We start from the raw sequence: 16,199 nt of genomic DNA, 5'->3' as shown, positions 1-16,199 counted from the left end.
GCCCACCCCGACGCCCCCGTAATCGCCCGAGCTCAACGCCCAGCCGTAGGGCTCCAGCGCGGCCGCCACCTCGGCCCAGCGCGCACCCGGTCCGACGCGCACCCGGCGTGTCTTCCTGTCGAGCACCTCGATCGCGTTCATCAGTGAAACGTCGATGACGATCCCGCCGTCATTGGTGGAGCGGCCGGAGACCCCGTGCCCGGCGCTTCGCCGAGACAGGGCCACGCCGGGATGTCGGCGGGCGAACGCGAGCGCCTGAGTCACCTGCTCGTTCGTCGCCGCCCGCAAGATGATCCCGGGCGCACCACCGCGCAGGTATCCGGACCGCAGCCGGGCGTAGGCCAGATCACCGGGCTCAACGACCTCGGCCATCCCCGGCGGAGCGCCCTCGTAGTCGATCCCCGGCCGGCGCCTGGCGGGAACGGCGGACCGCCGGACCCGCGCGCCCGACCATCCGCGAGGAAGCATCGCGTCCACGGCCGCCCGCAGGACCGGTGCGACCTCGCTCGCGAAGCCCGCCGCGACGTCTCGCTCCTCGGTGTCCAGCACGATGGTGCCCACCCCGTGTTCGACGACGAGTGGCAGCAGGTCGTTTACCCAGTCCGCGGCGGTCCCGGTGAACCCGCCTGTCCGCTCGCCGAAGCCACCGCGGATCGTGACCCGTCTGCGGATCTCGCGGGGATCCCGGCCCGCCCCTCGCGCCGCCTCGTCGACTGCGCGGTTGCCCTGCGTCAGCGTGGTGGCGTCGCACCCCGTCGACCACTCGTCAGCCTGCTGTCCGACCAGCCGGAGCAGGTCTTGGTTCTGACCGTCCACGGAGATCGGCACGTCGTGCGCGGGCGCGGCCTTCTGAGCTCCCGCGAGACGGTAGAAGCGGCCGGTGAACCGGCCGAGGCCACGGTCGAGGACATTCCACAGCTCGCGAACGACGGCGATCGCTTCGCCAGCGGTTCCGGCCGAGACGACCAGCAAGTCCAGTCCCCACTGCTCGGCCAGGCCCACCACTTCGACCAACCCGCCGGGCCCGCAGCCGACGTCAGAAGGCAAGTGCAGCCCGAACCTCAGCGCATGCCCGTAGTTCACCGCGCGTTGTGACAGGCCGAGTGTGCGTTCATGGCCCAAGGGTGCACGGGGATGATCACAGGCAACAAGCGGGACATGACCAGGTCATCAAAAATGACACGCTCTAGTATCGTGACCGTATGACCGGTCCTCGACAGCCCGATGAGGCCTCCGCTACCGCGGGCCAGGGCCGCCCGGAAGCGGGCTACGAACACATCGACGACGACGTGTGCCGCAGTTTTCAGCGCTCGGTCGAGATCGTGGGCAAGAAGTGGAGCGCCGCGGTGCTCCTGGCGGCGATGCGGGGCGCGCGCCGATTCGTCGACTACCGAGCGCGGATCCCCGGAATCTCCAACCACCTGCTGTCCCAGCGTCTGCGTGAGCTCGAGGGTCACCAACTCATTGAGCGGCTCGTGGTACCGACGACGCCGGTCCAGATCACGTACCGGCCCACCGCACAAGGCGCCAGCCTGATGCGCGTTCTGCATCCGCTGATCGAATGGAGCGCCAAGAACGGATGAATGGACGTTGATTCCTCCAGGTACCCGACGACCTGCGGCAGTTGGTCGTACCGCTGGAGCGGTACCTGACACCGTTGGTCGCCCAAGCGGCCTGGCCTGATCGACCCACTCGAATTCGTTGGCGCTTCTGCGTGGAGCCGGCGATGATTGGCGGGTGGATGTCACCACCTCGGACGGCGGTTCCTGGCGAATCGGAACCGACGCGGAGAGCGCATGGATCGCGGACGGTACGTCGGTCGGCCTGACGATCAGCTCCGCGATCCCGCCGGTCTTCGACAGGTACGCCACGATCGTCGTGCCGGAGGATGACGACGTGGCCTGGGAAGCGCTGGACCGAGCGCTGGTGTCGGTCCTGCGCGTTGAGTCGGCGAACCAGCGTTGGTGGTTGGGATACCTCGATAACGGCGCCGACGACATCGTCTTCCCCGAAGCTTCCCGGGTGACCTTGTACGCTGACTGGCACTACGTGCTGGTCGAGGCGGGGCCGGAGCAGGCGCTCACCTGGCGCAGGCTGACCTGGCGTCAACGCCGTAGCCTGCCTGACCTGATCTTTCCGACCGACCGCAGTTGGCTGGTGTCGCGGTTGTTCGATGACGACTGGATCTGTGTCGGCGGGCCTGCCGGACTGGTACACAAGCTTCTTCGCCACCCCGATCTCAAGACGCGTCGAGTGGAACTCGAGCAGGACGCGACTCCCCCCGGCCACATCGCCATATAGCTGCACGGGAAGAAGCACTCTCCAGGTGACGAGGCGTATCGGGTCGTACCCGCGTGTCCGCGTCGAGGGCGGCGGCCGGACGGTGGTGTCGCAAGCCGGGAGGAAACCGGCGCCACTCCGAGGCGGCACTCGGGTCTTCGGCCTGCGCGGGTTCAGTCCACAGCACGAAAACGGGGGTCCTCGAACTTGAGCGGTGCGTCGGTGTAGGCAGGCTGATCGGCTGTCACGTGGCGTGACGGCCAGCGGTGTCGGGGCCTGGCGGCAGGATGCCCGTGGCCATGAGTGATCATTTCTGTTCTCTACGCAGAACGATCACCGGAAACCACGGGCTTGGACAACGATACGACGTTGCTGCTCTGGAACTGGTGTGGCACAAGCGCCGCCGGTACTGCACCGAACCCGCCTGCCCGCGCCGGACGTTCACCGAGCAGGTGAGCAAGGTCCCGGCCGGGGCACGGATCACCACCCGGCTGCGGAACGCGGCGGGCCGACGTGTGTGCGCGCGGGGTCCACGGTCATTGAGGCGGGTCGTGACCTGCGTCTGTCCTGGCCCACCGTGATGGACGCCTTCCGCACCGCCGGGCAGGCGGTGACAGCGGCCCCGCTGAAGCCGGTCGAGGTGCTGGGGATCGACGAGACCCGGCGCGGGCGCACGCGGTGGCGGCAGAACCCGGACACCTTGCGGTGGGAGCCGGTCGCCAACCAGTGGCACACCGGCTTCGTCGACGCCTTCGGCACCCAGGGCCGGCTCGGACAGGTGGAGGGCCGCGCCCCCAGCGACGTGCTGGCCTGGCTGTCCACCACCCCGCCGCGATCCGCACCGGCCTGCCGCACGCCACCGTGGTCGTCGACCACTTCCACGTGGTCCAACTCGCGAACAAGATGCTGAACACCGTCCGCCGCCGCACCACCGCCACCCTCCGCGGCCGACGGCTTCCGCAACCCCGCCAACCAAGGCCTACGCACACGCTGCGTCACCACACGCCGAGCCCGCGGACATCTCCGCACTGCTCAACTTTGAAGACCCGGCATGGCGCTGGTACGACTGGCCTGCGCGATCGTGCTCGGCGCGACGGACATCTTGCTGGGGCGGACGCACCCTCGAAGCGGCAGCCCAACCCAAACCACGGCAGACCTGCGCGGTCACAGCGCTGGCTCAGTCAGGCAGTGGTGGTGACGCGGAATGTTGCTCGGCTTTGTTGACGCGTTCCTCAAGGGCCCGGATGCGGTCGTAGAGATCGACCAGGGTCACGCCGTCGGCAACCACGCCGGGGCGCTGCCAGTGCCTCCGCACAAATTCCTCTCGGCTCTCCTGCGACGACTGCTGGAATTCGTTCGGAGCCGCGGCGCCTGGTGCCGGCGCTGACCTGAACTCGATTCGCCCGAGCAAAACCTTTTGCAGCTTCAGCACAGCTGCCGGACCCAGCACAACGACCACGAGAGCAGCGACGGGTATCAGCAAAAACCAGCTGTCCGACATGAGAACTCACACCTTCCGAAGCGTCCCACGATGTGCATCGCAGAACGGCGGGCGCTGGGCCGAGGAGATGCCGGTCATGCCCGCGGCCAGAACCGCCCGGTGATCGTCTTGGCCACGGGGCCCCTCCTCTCCGTCGGCCCTGCCTGACAGTGCGAACATACGCGGGCGGGTGGCGCCTACCGATCCCAGGTTCGACCGCCGGCCTGCTCGCCAGGGTGCGCGGCGACGCCACCAGCGCGGCGACCTGGCGGCGTCGGGCCCGGCCCGCTTCGGCTTCCGCAACCCCGCCAACCAACGCCTCCGCACACGCTGCGTCACCACACGCCGAGCCCGCGGACATCTCCGCACCCCTCAACTTCGAAGACCCCGAACGCGCGACTTCGGCGCCGAGATCGGCATGACGCCCCGTCACATCGGCGAGGGCCCGCGCGTCATCTCCTCGATCATCCTGCACACGGGCCGGGACCTCGCTCAGCTCAGCGCCGAGGACGTCTTCTACCTTGACATTCAGGAGTGGGCGCACGACGACCCGTTCCGGGTCCAATGGGCAGTGCCAAGCCCGATCACCCGGGGCGACGGCGCCGGGAACCACAAGATCTACCAGCAGACCACCTCCCGGATGCACCAGCGAGTCCGCGAGCGCCTGCCCCCTCTTCCCGTGCTGCTGGAGACAGCCGAGCGAGTGCACCGAGAGGCCGTCGCTCTACTGGACGCCGCCCGCGCCACACCGTTCAACGAGACCTTCGAGCACGGCGAGACGCGCTACCTGCGGGTCCTTCCCAAGGTGAACCAGGTGCCCAGCCGCCTCGATCACGACTCACGGCATGTCTTCATCAAGGAGGTCGACAGCACCGAACGAAGGATCAACCAGAGCCTCGTGGAGGATGACGCCTTCTGGGCCTGGGCGATCATCGAGACGCTACGGCACACCGGAGTTCGCGCCGAAGAATGACCGAACTCACCCACCTCGCGCTGGTCTCCTACAAACTGCCCGACACCAACGAAGTCGTCCCGCTCCTCCAAATCGTTCCCTCCAAGAGCAACGAGGAACGGCTGCGTCCCCTCGATTCCGGCCGCCTCCGCTTAGTCCGGAAAAGCGCCCCGAGCTCACCCGACCGCAAGCTCGCGACAAGGTTGGGAAACGGGTCAGCGTACCGCCCGCGAACCCGATCCGGTTCGTACTGGAATCGGTGATTGCGGGGCGGCCGCTCGCGGCGTGGCTTCCACTTCCACGGTGCGGACAGGAACGGGTTACGGAACCAGGACGATCTTTCCCGAGGTGTGGCCGCCCATGATCCTGCGGTGGGCAGTGGCGGCCTCGCGCAGAGGGTAGCTATCCGCGATCACGATGCGCAGGCGGCCGGCTGTTGCGGCTTCCGTGAGCTGTAGGCGGGCGGCTTCCCGGATCTCGGTGCCGGGATCTGCGCCCGGCACACCACCCAGGAGCTTGATTCCCGCGCGAGCCCCGCGCTCGTGGCCCGCAATGGTGGCGACACGCAAGCGGTCCGGCACGAGCTCCACGGAGACGTCCACCGCCTCCTCTGTGCCCACGAGATCGGCAGCCGCGTGCACGCCCTCCGGCGCCACCGCGCGCACCCGGTCCGCCAGTCCCGGCCCGTAAACGACCGGGATCGCTCCCAGCTCTCGCAGGAGGTCGTGCTTGGCCCGGCTTGCCGTGGCCACAACCGTCGCGCCGCGTGCCACCGCGAGCTGCACGGCCACGAGACCGACGCCTCCCGCGGCACCGTGGATCAGCACCCTCTCGCCCTTGCTCAGGTTGATCGCCTCAAGCGTGTGTACGGCGGTGACCCCGGCGGCCAGCAGCCCGCCGGCCTGCTCCCAGGACAGGGCGTCAGGCTTCGGCACCACGGACGGGGCCGGAACGACGATTTCGGCGGCGTAGGCACCCGGTGCGGAGTAGGTGATCACTTCGTCACCTACTGCGATCGGACCTGCGGGACCGATCGCGTCGGCACCGACCGCCGTCACCACGCCCGCCGCCTCGACACCGAGCCGCACCGGCAGTCTCTCCGGATCGGCACCGAAGGCACCGCTGTATGACTTGTAGTCGAAGGGATTGACGCCGGCCGCGCGGACCGTGATCCGTACCTCGTTCGGCTTCGGCTCTGGGACGGCGACATCGATCACCGACAGGACTTCAGGGCCGCCATATGCGCCCGCCACTACCGCAATTGCTTCGCTCACACGAGAGGACAACAGTTGCGCGAGGTGCCCCATTCCTTCGGTCCGATAGCGTGAGCGGATGGGGAAAACGACGCGCGCCCGCCTCGGCCCCGCCGGCCCGAGCCGCGGAACCCCGCCCGGCTACCGGGCGCTGTTCACCCGTGAGCTGCTGCTGTGGTCCGTGGTCTCGCTGGCCAGCAGGATCCCGGTGGCCATGGCGCCGTTGGCGTTCGTGTTCCTCAACCGGGAGGGCCCCGGCGGATACACGCTGGGCGCCGGTCTGGCCGCGGTGTACGTGCTGGGGGAGGTGGTCGGCGCCGCACTGCTCGGCGGGCGGCTGGGCCGGGGACGGATGCGGCGGCAGTTGGCCGTCGGTCTTGTGGTGGGGGCGTTCGCCTTCGGCGCCCTGGCGCTGGCGCGATCCGCGCCCTCACCCCTGCTGATCGCCCTGGCCTTCCTGGCCGGCGCGGCACCGGCCGCCTGCCCCGGCGGCGTCCGCACCATGCTGACCCGGCTGGTCCCCGACGACCTCGTGCCGCGCGCGCTGAGCGCCGAGGCCACGCTGACCCAGATCGTCTGGGCCGCCTCGCCCGCGCTCGTGGTCTTCCTGGCCCTCCAGGTCCACCCCGGCGCTCCGCTGGTGCTCGGCGCGCTGCTCGCGGCCGTGGCGGCGCTGCTGTTGGGACGGCTCCCCGAGCTGCCGGTCGCCGGACGCGCGGCCATACCGATGCGGCGGACGCTGTGGGCGAGTTGGCCCGTCCACCTCACCGCCGCGGCCGCCATGGCGATGCTGGCCACCGCGGAGCTCATGCTGCCGGCGCTCCTGGAGGACCGGGGGATCGCCGTCAGTTGGTCCGGCCCGCTGCTCGCCGGGTTCGCGCTGGCCAGCGCGGCCGGCGCGTTCTGCTACGGGCTCCGCGGCTGGCCCGGTTCCGTACGCGCCCAGAGCCTGGTGCTGCTCGTGGCCACCGCCGGCTGCGTCGCTCTGACCACGCTCCCGCCGGCCCTCCCCGGCATCGCCGCCGCGTTGCTCCTGGCGGGCGTCTTCCAGGCCGGCGTCATGGTCAGCCGCAACCTGAGCCTCAGGGAACGGCTCCCCGAACACACCCACGCCGCCGGCTACTCCGTGATGTACGCGGCAGGCGCGGTGGGTTACAGCCTCACCGCGTCGCTGTCCGCCGCGGCGCTGACGGCGACCACGCCGGCGATCGCGATTCTCGGCGGCGTCGCCGTCGCGCTCCTCGTCACCGCCGTCAGCGCCGTCGCCGAGCGTCGTCCGTCGCCGCCCTCCTGAGCGCGTCGAACGGCGCCTGCCACTCGTAGCCGCCGCCCACCGGGCGGACGAACGCGATTCGCCGCACGATCCGGTCGGTGTCCCGGTCGCGCTCGATCAGCCCGTCCAGCAACGTGCCGTGGCGGCCGGTCTCGTCCTCGACCAACGTGCCCTTGGGGAAGGGGAGTTCGGTGGCCCACTCGGACCTGACGGTGTTCACCTGGCGACCGCCCTGCCGTAGATCAGCGCGTCGCAGCTGCCGCAGCGCAACCCCTCGGGGGAGGGCCTCATGTCCCTCAGCTGACCGGGGTGTGGACAGGGTTTGGTGGGGGCGGGCGGGTTCCCGTGTTCACTCCGTAGTTGCACGACTACAAGGTTTGTCGGGTGGGTAGGCCGCTGGCCAGGGGAGAGCTGCGGCCTCTGCGACGGGCCGCAGACGCACGTTCGGACAGGGGAAGTTGATGACGCAAGGCAAGCCGGTATCGCCGGCCCGGCGAAAGTACATGGCGGAGCTGCTTCGGCTCCGTCAGGAGGCTGGCATGTCCCTGGGGGACCTGTCCGAGGCGACAAAGTACGACCGCTCGTATCTCAGCAAGCTGGAGCGCGGGGAACGCCTCGGGGATCTGGCCACCGCCAAGCGGTTGGACGAGGTCTACGGCACCCGGCGCATGCTCCAGAACCTGTGGGAGTTGGCCAAGGACGACGCGTATCTCGGGCGCTATCAGCGGTACATGGCGCTTCAACAGCTGGCGAGGGTCATCCAGAAATACGTGCCGCAGACCATCCCTGGGCTGCTCCAGACCGAGGAGTACGCCAGGGCGATGCTGTGGACCCGGCCGCACCGAGCCGAGGAGGCGGACAGCATCGAGGAGCAGGTGACGCTGCGGTTGGATCGGCAGGAGATTCTGCGTCGTGAGGAGGCCGCGCCGCATCTGCGAATGGTGCTCGACGAGGCCGCCTTCAGCCGCCCGTTGAAGGATCGAGAAGCGTGGAATCGCCAGCTCCAGCGCCTGCTTGACGACGCCGAGCTGCCGAACGTCACCCTGCAGGTGTTGCCGTACGCGACCGGGCCACACAACCTGCAGAACGGCTCACTGACTATTCTCTGGCTTCCGGACGGCACCTGTACGGCTTACTCGGAGGGGTGCAAGTCCGGTGAGGTGATCGAGGAGACGGATGCCGTGGAACAGCTCAGGCTCTCCTACGATGAGCTGAGCGCTCTCGCGCTACCTCCCAGGGCCTCCTTGGAGTTCATCCGAGGACTGATGAAGGACGGATAGAGACGATGCGATTCCCCCGCCCCGATCTGAGCCGTGCCGCCTGGCGTAAGTCCAGCTACAGCGATGGGGGGGATGACAACTGCGTCGAGGTCGCGGACGGCTTCACGGGTGTCGTGCCGGTGCGGGACAGTAAGAACCCGGGGCCCGCGCTCGTCGTGCCCGCCGATGCGTGGGCGGCGTTCGTCGCGACCGTGAAGGACTGATCACCGTCCCGGTGTCGCGGCCGGCGCGATGACGTTCTCCGGTTCGTCCAGCCACACCAGGTGCGCACCGTCGGGCCGGACGGTGAGCCCGAACCGGTCGATGCCCGGCTCCCCCAGCTCACTCCACCAGGCGTGGGTAGCCACCATCTCGTCCCACAGGGCGCGTTCGCCGGCCTGCCGGACGATGACCTCGTCGCCGCCGCGTCGAACGGCCGCCGTCCACCCGGGGACGGTTCGGCTGTACAGCCAGTGGGTGTGGCCGTCCTCGTGTTCCTGCACCGCGTGCGCGGCTCCCCGCAGGTGCAGGCCGGCGATGAACGCGAAGGGGTGCCATGGGGTGTGCGGTGGCCACACGTCGGTGGCGAAGTCGCGGAACGGCAGGCCGGGCGGAGAGGTCGGGGTGGGCGATCGCTGGGCTCGGAGCTTCATGAACCGCGCCTGGCCCCGAAACCTGCCCGACGCGGTGCCGTCCTCCCGGCGGGTCAGCCGCAGCAGCGCGTCGTCGCCGCTGTACGGCGTGCCGTAGGGCAGCAGGATGATGCCACCGGAGCGGACCTGGCCGAGCCAGGCCGCGGGAATCGCGCGTACTCCGGCGGTGACGATCAACCGGTCGTAGGGGGCACCGTCCGGGACGCCGAACGCGCCGTCGCCGGTGACCACGCGGACCTTCCGACCGGCGCGTACCAGGGCGCGTTCGGCGGCCGCGGCGATGTCGGGGTCGACTTCCACGGTGACGACGTTGGCGTCGCCCACGCGATGCGCGAGCAGCGCCGCGTTCCATCCCGTGCCGGTGCCGACCTCCAGCACCCGTGCCTCGGGCGAGACGTCCAGGAGGGCGAGCATGTCCGCGACGAGGTCGGGTGCGGAGGCCGAGCTGCTGAAGACGCGCCCGGGTGCCACCCCTTGGTGGGCGCCGTCGTCCCACTGGGTGATCACCGGCTCGTCGCCCTCGGCCGCCCGCTGCCACGCCTCCGGATCCGAGGTGCGATCGACGGCGTTGCCGGCGCCCACGCTCCGGTCGTACGGCCAGACGCGTTCCGGCAGGAACAGCGCGCGCGGCACCTGACGGAACGCGTCCGCCCACTCCGGGGGTGCGCTCGGCGGCACCGGGCCCGGGCGCCGGAACGCCGCCGGCGTCACTTCTCCTCGTCCTCGCCGTCGTCCTTGCGGTGAGCGCCCTTGCCCGGAGGCGAGGCGCTGTCCGGGTCCGTCCCGGCGTCGGCCGGCGGGTGCCACTGATCGCCCGGCAGCTTGCCGCCCCCGTGCGGATCGTCGTCGCGGTGCTGTCCCGCCATCTCGCTACCTCCCCTGTGCGCGCCGCTTTTGCGTGCTTGCGCACCGTATAGGGAGCGTGGCGGCGCGTGGTAGGGCGTGTGAGCCGGGTTCACCCCCGAAGGCGGGCCCGGAGGGCGCGGCGGGCGACGGGGCCGAGGCCGTCGATCACCTCGACCAGTCGGGCCAGGCGGTCCAGGGCGTCCAACGCGGCGTCGGCGCCGGCCGGGTCGACGCCCTCGAAGAGTTCGAGCCCGATGAACCCGGCGCACACGGCGCGCGCCAGACCGGCGGTGTCGACGTAGCCGGCCAGCGGTGAGTCGGCCATCAGCCGGGTGATGGTCTCCTCGACGGGCCCGACCCACAGGGCGAGTGCCGCCGCCGTCGCCTCGGCGAGGTGCGGGTCGGTCTGGGCGCCGGCGAGCATCTGGCCGAGCACGGTGACGTTGCCCAGTGCCCGTTCCTCGGCGTGCAACCGGCGTCCGAGGGCGAGCAGTTCGCGCAGGTCGGTGACGTCGGTCAGGTGCTCCGTGTAGCCGGCGAGCCGGGCCTCGGTGGCGGCCAGGCAGGCGGCCTTCAACAACTCGTGGACGCTGCCGAAGTGGTAGAAGACCAGCGCCTGGTTGACGTTCGCGGTGGCGGCGATCGTCCGCGTCGAGGCGCCGGCGATGCCGTGCCGACGGATCGTCTCTATCGCGCCGTCGATCAGTCGTTGTCGGGTGTCGGACATGCGCTCACCGTAGGGTCTCGGGCACACAGGTAGGGGCGGGCGAGGGCCAGGCCGGTGGCGGTGGACGCCATCCCGACGTAGACCGGCGCCAGATGCCAGAGATCGACGTAGCGGATGGAGCCGTGCACGAGGACGGCCGGCAGGAAACCGGCCGCCGCGGCCGGCAGCAACGACCACCACACCCAGGACTCGCCGCGCCGCCAACCCCAGGCGCTGAGCAGGACGATGGCGACGGCCGCCGCCATCAGCGCCCCGCCGAACCCGGCCCGGTCATGCGCGACGAACGGCAGCAGACGCGGGTTGGCCGCCTCCAGCGCCTCGGGTGTGACGTGCAGGAACTCCAGGTCGCTGCCGACGAACACGTCGGTCAGGCCGACCACGGAGATCGTCGCGCCGCCGACGAGGAGCCCGAACCCGGTGAGGATCAGCAGCAGTTGCCCGACCAGCGCCCGGTGTCGCTCGCGGTCGGGACCCTCCGGCCGCACGCTCCAGCGCGGTCCCGGCGGTCGGCGGCGGGTGGCGGCCAGGAACATCGGGAAGAGGACGGCGGTGACGGCCGTGTGCAGCGGTTCGACGAAGCCGAGGCCGAGGAAGTACAGCAGGGTGGGGAAGCCGATCCAGCCGGAGGCGAGGTACGCCTGCCGCGCCCACGGCCAGCCGCGCCGCATCCCGCCGGCGGCCAGGCCGACGTAGAGCACGCCGATGGTCACCATCGTGCCGGCCATGGTGATCCGGTCGTGGCGCAGGAAGTGCGGCAGGTGGTGGCTGAGGGCGCGCAGGTCGCCCAGGTCGGCGCCCAGGTGGTCGCGGTCGTACCAGAGCAGCACGGGTCCGAGCGCGATCGCGGCCGCGCCGATCCCGGCGCAGATCATGCCGACGCCGACCAGCGTCCCCCACCACCAGGCGGGCCAGCGGCGCGGGTCGCGGCCGATCTCCCGTGCCGTGGGCAGTGGTCGGGCCGGGGTGGCGGCCTCGGTGACCCGGGCGAACCAGCCGGGGCCGGCGTGGACCAGCACCGAGGTCGTGGCCAGCACCGTCGTCCCGGGATCGTCCAACGCCCGGGCGGCGGCGTCGACTGACGGGTCGGCGGTCCTGCGCAGCCGGTGCTCGGCGCCGGTCGTCACCGCGTCCACGTGCGGTGCCAGCGCGGCCGCCACGGCGGCGGCGTCAGGACCGGCGGGGCGGGCCATGACCGGGATCCGCCGGCCGCGCGCGGCCGCCCGCACGGTCGCGACGTCGGCCGCGCCGACCGGGGCTATCTCGACCAGCCCGGCGCCCAGCGGGGCCAGGGCGCGCACCGCGGCCCGGGCGTGGCGGGGTGGCACGACGGCGCCGAGCCGCGGGGTGACGGGCACGCCCGCGACGGAGCCGGCGAGCCGGGCCGGCGGGTGCCGGTGGCCGAAGCCCCAGGCGATCAGCCGCCCGCCGCCGGGCAGCGAGCCCACCGCGGCCAGGGTCCGCAACGCGACCCGCCGGGACCGGCGTTCGCCCAGCAGCGCGGCGGCCGTCCCGCGCAGCGGCTGGTAGGTCCAGTCGGGCATCAGCGCGCCTCGTCCGGGGTCCAGCCGAGGACGGGCGCCATGGAACGGAGGGTCAGGGCGGCCGGCGTCAGCCGGGCGGCCACGTCCCGGGCCAAAACCGCCGGTGGCCAGGCCAGTTGGCCGACCCTGCCGAGTCGGGCCGAGCGGCGGACGATCGCCTGGGTCCTGGGCCTGCGCAGCCGGTCGTAACCGGCGAGCGCCTGGTCGACGTCGGCCTCGGCCGCCAGCCGGTCGGCGAGGACGACCGCGTCCTCGATCGCCTGGCAGGCGCCCTGGCCCAGGTTCGGGGTCATCGCGTGCGCCGCGTCGCCCAGCAGCGCGATCCGGCCGTTGGCGAAGGAGGCCAGCGGCGGCAGTTCGTACACGTCGTGCCGCAGCACCCGCTCGGGCGGCACCCGGGCGAGCAGGTCCGGGATCGGGTCCGGCCAGTCGCCGAACCGGCGCCGCAGCTCGGCGTGTTCACCGCGGGACCCCGCACCGCCGGCCTCCGCTTCCGGGGTGCCCTCCGGCACGGTGGCGGCCGCGAAACAGTAGACGCGCCCGCCGGGAAGCGCCGTGTACCCGAAGCGTTCGCCCCGCCCCCACGTCGCGGCGCCCTCGGTCGGTGGCGCGGGGAGCGGGTCCGTGACCATGCGCCAGGCGGTGTGGCCGGCGTACCGGGGGGCCGCCGCGCCCGGCCACCACCGGGCGCGGACCGCGCTGCGCAGCCCGTCGGCGGCGACGACCAGGTCGGCGCGGGACGTGCCCGCGCCGTGCGCCACCGTGACGCCGGCGCCGTCCTGACGGACCTCGTGGACCGGGCAGCCGGGCCGCAGGACGTCGGCCGGCAGCGCGTCGGCCAGGGCCCCCAGCAGGTCGGCCCGGTGGAGGACGAGCAGCGGCCAGCCGAAGCGTCGCTCGATCTCCGCGTTGTCGGTGCGGGAGAGCCACCGCCCGGCCCGGTCGCGCATCCCACCGCCCCGCTCGACGGCGCCGAGCGCGCGGAGCCGGGACGCCAGTCCCAGCCGGTCGAGGGCGCGCAGCGCGTTCGGCCACAGCGAGATCCCGGCGCCGATCTCCGCGAAGCGCTCGGCGCGCTCCAGCACCTCGACGCGCCACCCGCGCCGCCGCAGCGCGACGGCCGCCGCCAGCCCACCGATCCCGCCGCCCACGACGACGGCCCGCCGCTCGGCCATGCCCCCTCCTCGCCCTCGGGAACGCCCGCCGGAACCGATTGAGCGGTCGCTCAAATCGCAGCGTAGCAGCCGGATTTGAGCGACCGCTCAAGAGGGGGGTCGGGCCGGCGTCGTCGGGATCGGCGGCAGCGCCAGGTGGGCCAGGTCCGGGGGAGGAGGGGTGGTCAGCGGCCACAGCGGCGCGGCGACGCCGTCCGCGACGGCGGCCGGGGCGTCGGTGAGGTTCATCCGTTCCCGCAGCCGGCCGTAGAAGTCCGTCGGCCCCAGGCGGATCGCCCGGAGCCGCCGCGGCGCCGCGTAGACGCCGATCCAGTCGCCCGGGTCCAGGACGCCGCGCAACTGGCCGTCGATGCTGACCGCCGCCTGGCCCGAGCGTTCGAGGAGCCGGAGCGCCACGGGCTCGTCGGGCGCGGCCACCACCGACCGGTTGAACGCCATGTGCGGGGCGACCGGTGTGAACACCAGCGCGTCCGAGCGCGGCGACACGACGGGCCCGCCGGCGGCGAAGCTGTACGCGGTCGAACCGGTCGAGGTGGCCACCAGCAGCGCGTCGGCCGAGTAGGACGCCAGGAGCCGGCCGGCGAGGTAGACCGCGACCGACACCTGCCGGTCGCGCGACAGCTTCTCCAGGACGACGTCGTTGAGCGCGTTGACGTGCAGCGCGACCCCCCACTCGTCGCCGCCCGACGCGCAGTCCGTGCGCACCCTGGGCGGCGGCAGCAGCGGGCCGCGGCCGTACCGCGTCAGCGCCTCGACGTCCGGCGGCACTTCGAGCGGGCGCGAGGCGCGCAGCGTGAGCAGCATGCGCCGCTCCACGGTGATGCGGCCCTCCCGCACCGCGTCCAGCGTGGTGTCCACGGCCGAGGGCGCCACCTCGGTCAGGAAGCCCACCCGGCCGAGGTCGACGCCCAGCACCAGCGCGTCGTTCTCGGTGGCGAGGCGGGCGCCGCGCAGGAAGGTGCCGTCGCCGCCGACGGTCACGATGAGATCCGGGTCGCCGGCGTCCGCCATCTCCTCCCGGGCGCTGCGCCGCGCCCCGTCGTGCCACACGTCGATGTCCCTGCACGGCACCGCGTGTTCCGCGCACCACGCGCGGACCCGCCGCGCGGCGTCCACGGCCTCCTCGCGTCCCTCGTGGACGACCAGACCGATGCGGCCGAGTGCCATCCGTGCCTCCTCCCACGCCTTCCGGTAGATCCGGCGTACGCGTGGCGATACTGACGGCGCGGCCGGGTCGCGGGGGGAACGCCACGCCGTCGCACGGCGGGTTGTGCCCGCGGTGAGCACCCCGCGCGGCAACGAACATGCGTGATCACGCAGATCGGTGGGCACGAGATGCTTGTTGCGGTCATGTTGGCCGTGACGTACCGCCCGGACCGCGCGGCTGACGTCTGGAGGCTCGGCATGGACCTCGGCATGGACTTCGGCATGGACCACCGACCCGACCTCGCCGGCGGCGTGCTGGTCGTCGCCGACGACCTGACCGGCGCCAACGCCACCGCCGCCGGCTTCGCCAGGGCCGGCCTGCGCGCCGTCACCGCCGGCGCCGGCTGGCGGGCGGACGTGCTCGCCGACTTCACCGCCCGCTTCGACGCCGTCGTGGTGAGCACCGACGGCCGCCACCTGCCACCCGCCGAGGCCGCGGCGCGCGTCACCGCCGCCATCCACGCCGGCTGGCCGGCCGCCCTGGTCTGCAACCGCGTCGACTCCACGCTCCGCGGCAACGTGGGCGCCACCACCGCCGCGGCCCTCGCCGCCGTCGGTGACCGCGCCGGGCGCCGCGCCGTCGCGCTCTGCGCCCCCGCCCACCCCGACGCCGGCCGGCACACCGTCCAGGGCAGACAACTCCTCGACGGCGTCCGCCTGGAGGAGACCGAACTCGCCCACGACCCCCGCTCGCCGCTGCCCACCTCCGACATCGCCGCACTCCTGCACGCCCAGGCCGCCGGACTCCGCAGCGCGCCCCTGCCGCTGTCCACGGTCACCGGCGACCCCGACGAGCTCGCCGCCACACTCGACCGGCTGCTGGCCGGCGGCGCCGACGTGATCGTCGCCGACGCCCTCACCACCGGCCACCTCGACCGGATCGCCGCCGCCGCGACGGCCGCCGGCGGCGACCGGATCGCCTGGGTCGGCGTCGACCCGGGGCCGGCCTCGCTGGCCCTCGTCGGCGCCCTCGGCCTCACCGCCCGGGCCGCCGGCGCCCCGATCCTCGCCGTCTCGGGCTCCACCACCCGGCTCACCCGCGCCCAACTCGCCAGGCTGCGCGCCGAACACCCGGTCGACGTCGTCCGCCCGGTGCCCGCCGGCGCCGGCGCCGTCCCCGACGTGCCCGCCACCGCCGCCGCCCTGGAAGCGGCCGTCGCCGCCGCGGGACCCGAGCGGATCGTGCTGCTGGCGACCGTCCTCGACGACGGCGACGTCGCCGACGTGCCAGCCGACGAGGCCGCCCGGCTCCCCGTCGCCCTCGCCTCCGTCGTCCGCCACGCCCTCGAACGGCGGCCGGTGGACGGCCTGTTCGCCACCGGCGGCGACGTCTCGGCGGCGCTGCTCGCCGAACTCGGCGCCGTCGGCCTCGACGTCGAGGAGGAACTGGTGCCGCTGGCCGTCGCCGGCACCTTCGTCGGCGGCCCCTGGAACGGGCTGCCCGTCGTCACCAAGGGCGGCCTGGTCGGCGACGCCTCCACCACCGCGACCTGCGTCACCCACCTGCGGAAGATGGCCGCCGCCGCCCGCCGCCAGGTACGGGCCGCGCCACCC

19 protein-coding genes are annotated in these 16,199 nt (G+C 72.5%); 9 read left to right on the top strand and 10 right to left on the bottom strand.

Annotated features, from left to right (window positions below):
* A partial coding sequence (locus E1283_RS15140) for an FAD-binding oxidoreductase (protein ID WP_243744855.1) occupies nucleotides 1-1,122 on the bottom strand: 1,122 nt, incomplete at its 3' end.
* 80 nt (nucleotides 1,123-1,202) lie between these two features.
* Between E1283_RS15140 and E1283_RS15135 the strand changes: the two genes are divergently transcribed.
* From E1283_RS15135 to E1283_RS39845, 4 genes are all read left to right on the top strand, one after another.
* On the top strand, nucleotides 1,203-1,583 hold the full coding sequence (locus E1283_RS15135) for a winged helix-turn-helix transcriptional regulator (protein ID WP_132818552.1): 381 nt from the start codon (nucleotides 1,203-1,205) through the stop codon (nucleotides 1,581-1,583).
* Nucleotides 1,584-1,737: 154 nt separating this feature from the next.
* The gene (locus E1283_RS38125; RefSeq protein ID WP_207930408.1) at nucleotides 1,738-2,301 is read left to right on the top strand and encodes a hypothetical protein; all 564 of its coding nucleotides are present in this window, start codon (nucleotides 1,738-1,740) and stop codon (nucleotides 2,299-2,301) included.
* A 556-nt stretch (nucleotides 2,302-2,857) separates the two neighbouring features.
* Complete coding sequence (locus E1283_RS37275) at nucleotides 2,858-3,190, top strand: hypothetical protein (protein ID WP_165956123.1); 333 nt, start codon at nucleotides 2,858-2,860, stop codon at nucleotides 3,188-3,190.
* Complete coding sequence (locus E1283_RS39845; RefSeq protein WP_165956122.1) at nucleotides 3,142-3,504, top strand: transposase; 363 nt, start codon at nucleotides 3,142-3,144, stop codon at nucleotides 3,502-3,504. The genes E1283_RS37275 and E1283_RS39845 overlap by 49 nt, the downstream gene beginning before the upstream one ends.
* On the opposite strand, the gene E1283_RS15120 is transcribed toward E1283_RS39845, so the two are convergent.
* Nucleotides 3,458-3,781: a hypothetical protein gene (locus E1283_RS15120; protein ID WP_132818551.1), complete on the bottom strand. Its 324-nt coding sequence runs from the start codon at nucleotides 3,779-3,781 to the stop codon at nucleotides 3,458-3,460. The two genes, E1283_RS39845 and E1283_RS15120, sit on opposite strands and share 47 nt — an antisense overlap.
* A gap of 397 nt (nucleotides 3,782-4,178) precedes the next feature.
* Between E1283_RS15120 and E1283_RS38760 the strand changes: the two genes are divergently transcribed.
* Complete coding sequence (locus E1283_RS38760) at nucleotides 4,179-4,733, top strand: hypothetical protein (RefSeq protein WP_243744854.1); 555 nt, start codon at nucleotides 4,179-4,181, stop codon at nucleotides 4,731-4,733.
* Nucleotides 4,734-5,032: 299 nt separating this feature from the next.
* Here E1283_RS38760 and E1283_RS15110 read toward each other — a convergent pair whose 3' ends face one another.
* Nucleotides 5,033-5,965, bottom strand: coding sequence for a quinone oxidoreductase family protein (locus E1283_RS15110; protein WP_132818555.1), 933 nt, complete (start codon nucleotides 5,963-5,965; stop codon nucleotides 5,033-5,035).
* 79 nt (nucleotides 5,966-6,044) lie between these two features.
* Here E1283_RS15110 and E1283_RS15105 point away from each other — a divergent pair, with 79 nt between their 5' ends.
* Nucleotides 6,045-7,259: an MFS transporter gene (locus tag E1283_RS15105; protein WP_132818550.1), complete on the top strand. Its 1,215-nt coding sequence runs from the start codon at nucleotides 6,045-6,047 to the stop codon at nucleotides 7,257-7,259.
* Here the strand turns inward: E1283_RS15105 and E1283_RS15100 are convergent.
* Nucleotides 7,219-7,458 (bottom strand): hypothetical protein, encoded by a 240-nt coding sequence (locus E1283_RS15100; RefSeq protein WP_132818549.1) that lies wholly within the window; start codon nucleotides 7,456-7,458, stop codon nucleotides 7,219-7,221. The two genes, E1283_RS15105 and E1283_RS15100, sit on opposite strands and share 41 nt — an antisense overlap.
* Before the next feature lie 241 nt (nucleotides 7,459-7,699).
* On the opposite strand from E1283_RS15100, the gene E1283_RS15095 reads away from it, so the two are divergent.
* Nucleotides 7,700-8,518 (top strand): helix-turn-helix domain-containing protein, encoded by an 819-nt coding sequence (locus E1283_RS15095; protein WP_132818548.1) that lies wholly within the window; start codon nucleotides 7,700-7,702, stop codon nucleotides 8,516-8,518.
* A 5-nt stretch (nucleotides 8,519-8,523) separates the two neighbouring features.
* A complete protein-coding gene (locus E1283_RS15090) occupies nucleotides 8,524-8,721 on the top strand; it encodes a DUF397 domain-containing protein (RefSeq protein ID WP_132818547.1) in 198 nt (65 codons plus the stop codon).
* On the opposite strand, the gene E1283_RS15085 is transcribed toward E1283_RS15090, so the two are convergent.
* The 6 genes from E1283_RS15085 to E1283_RS15065 form a co-directional block, all read right to left on the bottom strand.
* A complete protein-coding gene (locus tag E1283_RS15085; protein ID WP_243744853.1) occupies nucleotides 8,722-9,861 on the bottom strand; it encodes a protein-L-isoaspartate O-methyltransferase family protein in 1,140 nt (379 codons plus the stop codon).
* Complete coding sequence (locus E1283_RS37265; protein ID WP_165956121.1) at nucleotides 9,858-10,016, bottom strand: hypothetical protein; 159 nt, start codon at nucleotides 10,014-10,016, stop codon at nucleotides 9,858-9,860. The genes E1283_RS15085 and E1283_RS37265 overlap by 4 nt, the downstream gene beginning before the upstream one ends.
* An 89-nt stretch (nucleotides 10,017-10,105) precedes the next feature.
* Entirely contained in the window at nucleotides 10,106-10,723 is a 618-nt protein-coding gene (locus tag E1283_RS15080; protein ID WP_132818546.1) for a TetR/AcrR family transcriptional regulator, read from the bottom strand.
* Entirely contained in the window at nucleotides 10,699-12,264 is a 1,566-nt protein-coding gene (locus E1283_RS15075; protein ID WP_132818545.1) for a hypothetical protein, read from the bottom strand. Before E1283_RS15075 ends, E1283_RS15080 begins: the two co-directional genes overlap by 25 nt.
* The gene (locus E1283_RS15070; RefSeq protein WP_132818544.1) at nucleotides 12,264-13,439 is read right to left on the bottom strand and encodes an FAD-dependent monooxygenase; all 1,176 of its coding nucleotides are present in this window, start codon (nucleotides 13,437-13,439) and stop codon (nucleotides 12,264-12,266) included. Before E1283_RS15070 ends, E1283_RS15075 begins: the two co-directional genes overlap by 1 nt.
* Before the next feature lie 87 nt (nucleotides 13,440-13,526).
* Complete coding sequence (locus E1283_RS15065) at nucleotides 13,527-14,606, bottom strand: NAD(+)/NADH kinase (RefSeq protein WP_132818543.1); 1,080 nt, start codon at nucleotides 14,604-14,606, stop codon at nucleotides 13,527-13,529.
* Nucleotides 14,607-14,843: 237 nt separating this feature from the next.
* Here E1283_RS15065 and E1283_RS15060 point away from each other — a divergent pair.
* Nucleotides 14,844-16,199, top strand: a 1,356-nt coding sequence (locus tag E1283_RS15060; protein ID WP_243744852.1) for a four-carbon acid sugar kinase family protein, incomplete at its 3' end; no start/stop codon positions are given.

The organism is Streptomyces hainanensis (assembly GCF_004348415.1).
Taxonomy (GTDB): Bacteria; Actinomycetota; Actinomycetes; order Streptomycetales; family Streptomycetaceae; genus Streptomyces; species Streptomyces hainanensis.
This window is presented reverse-complemented; position numbering and strand designations above follow the sequence as displayed.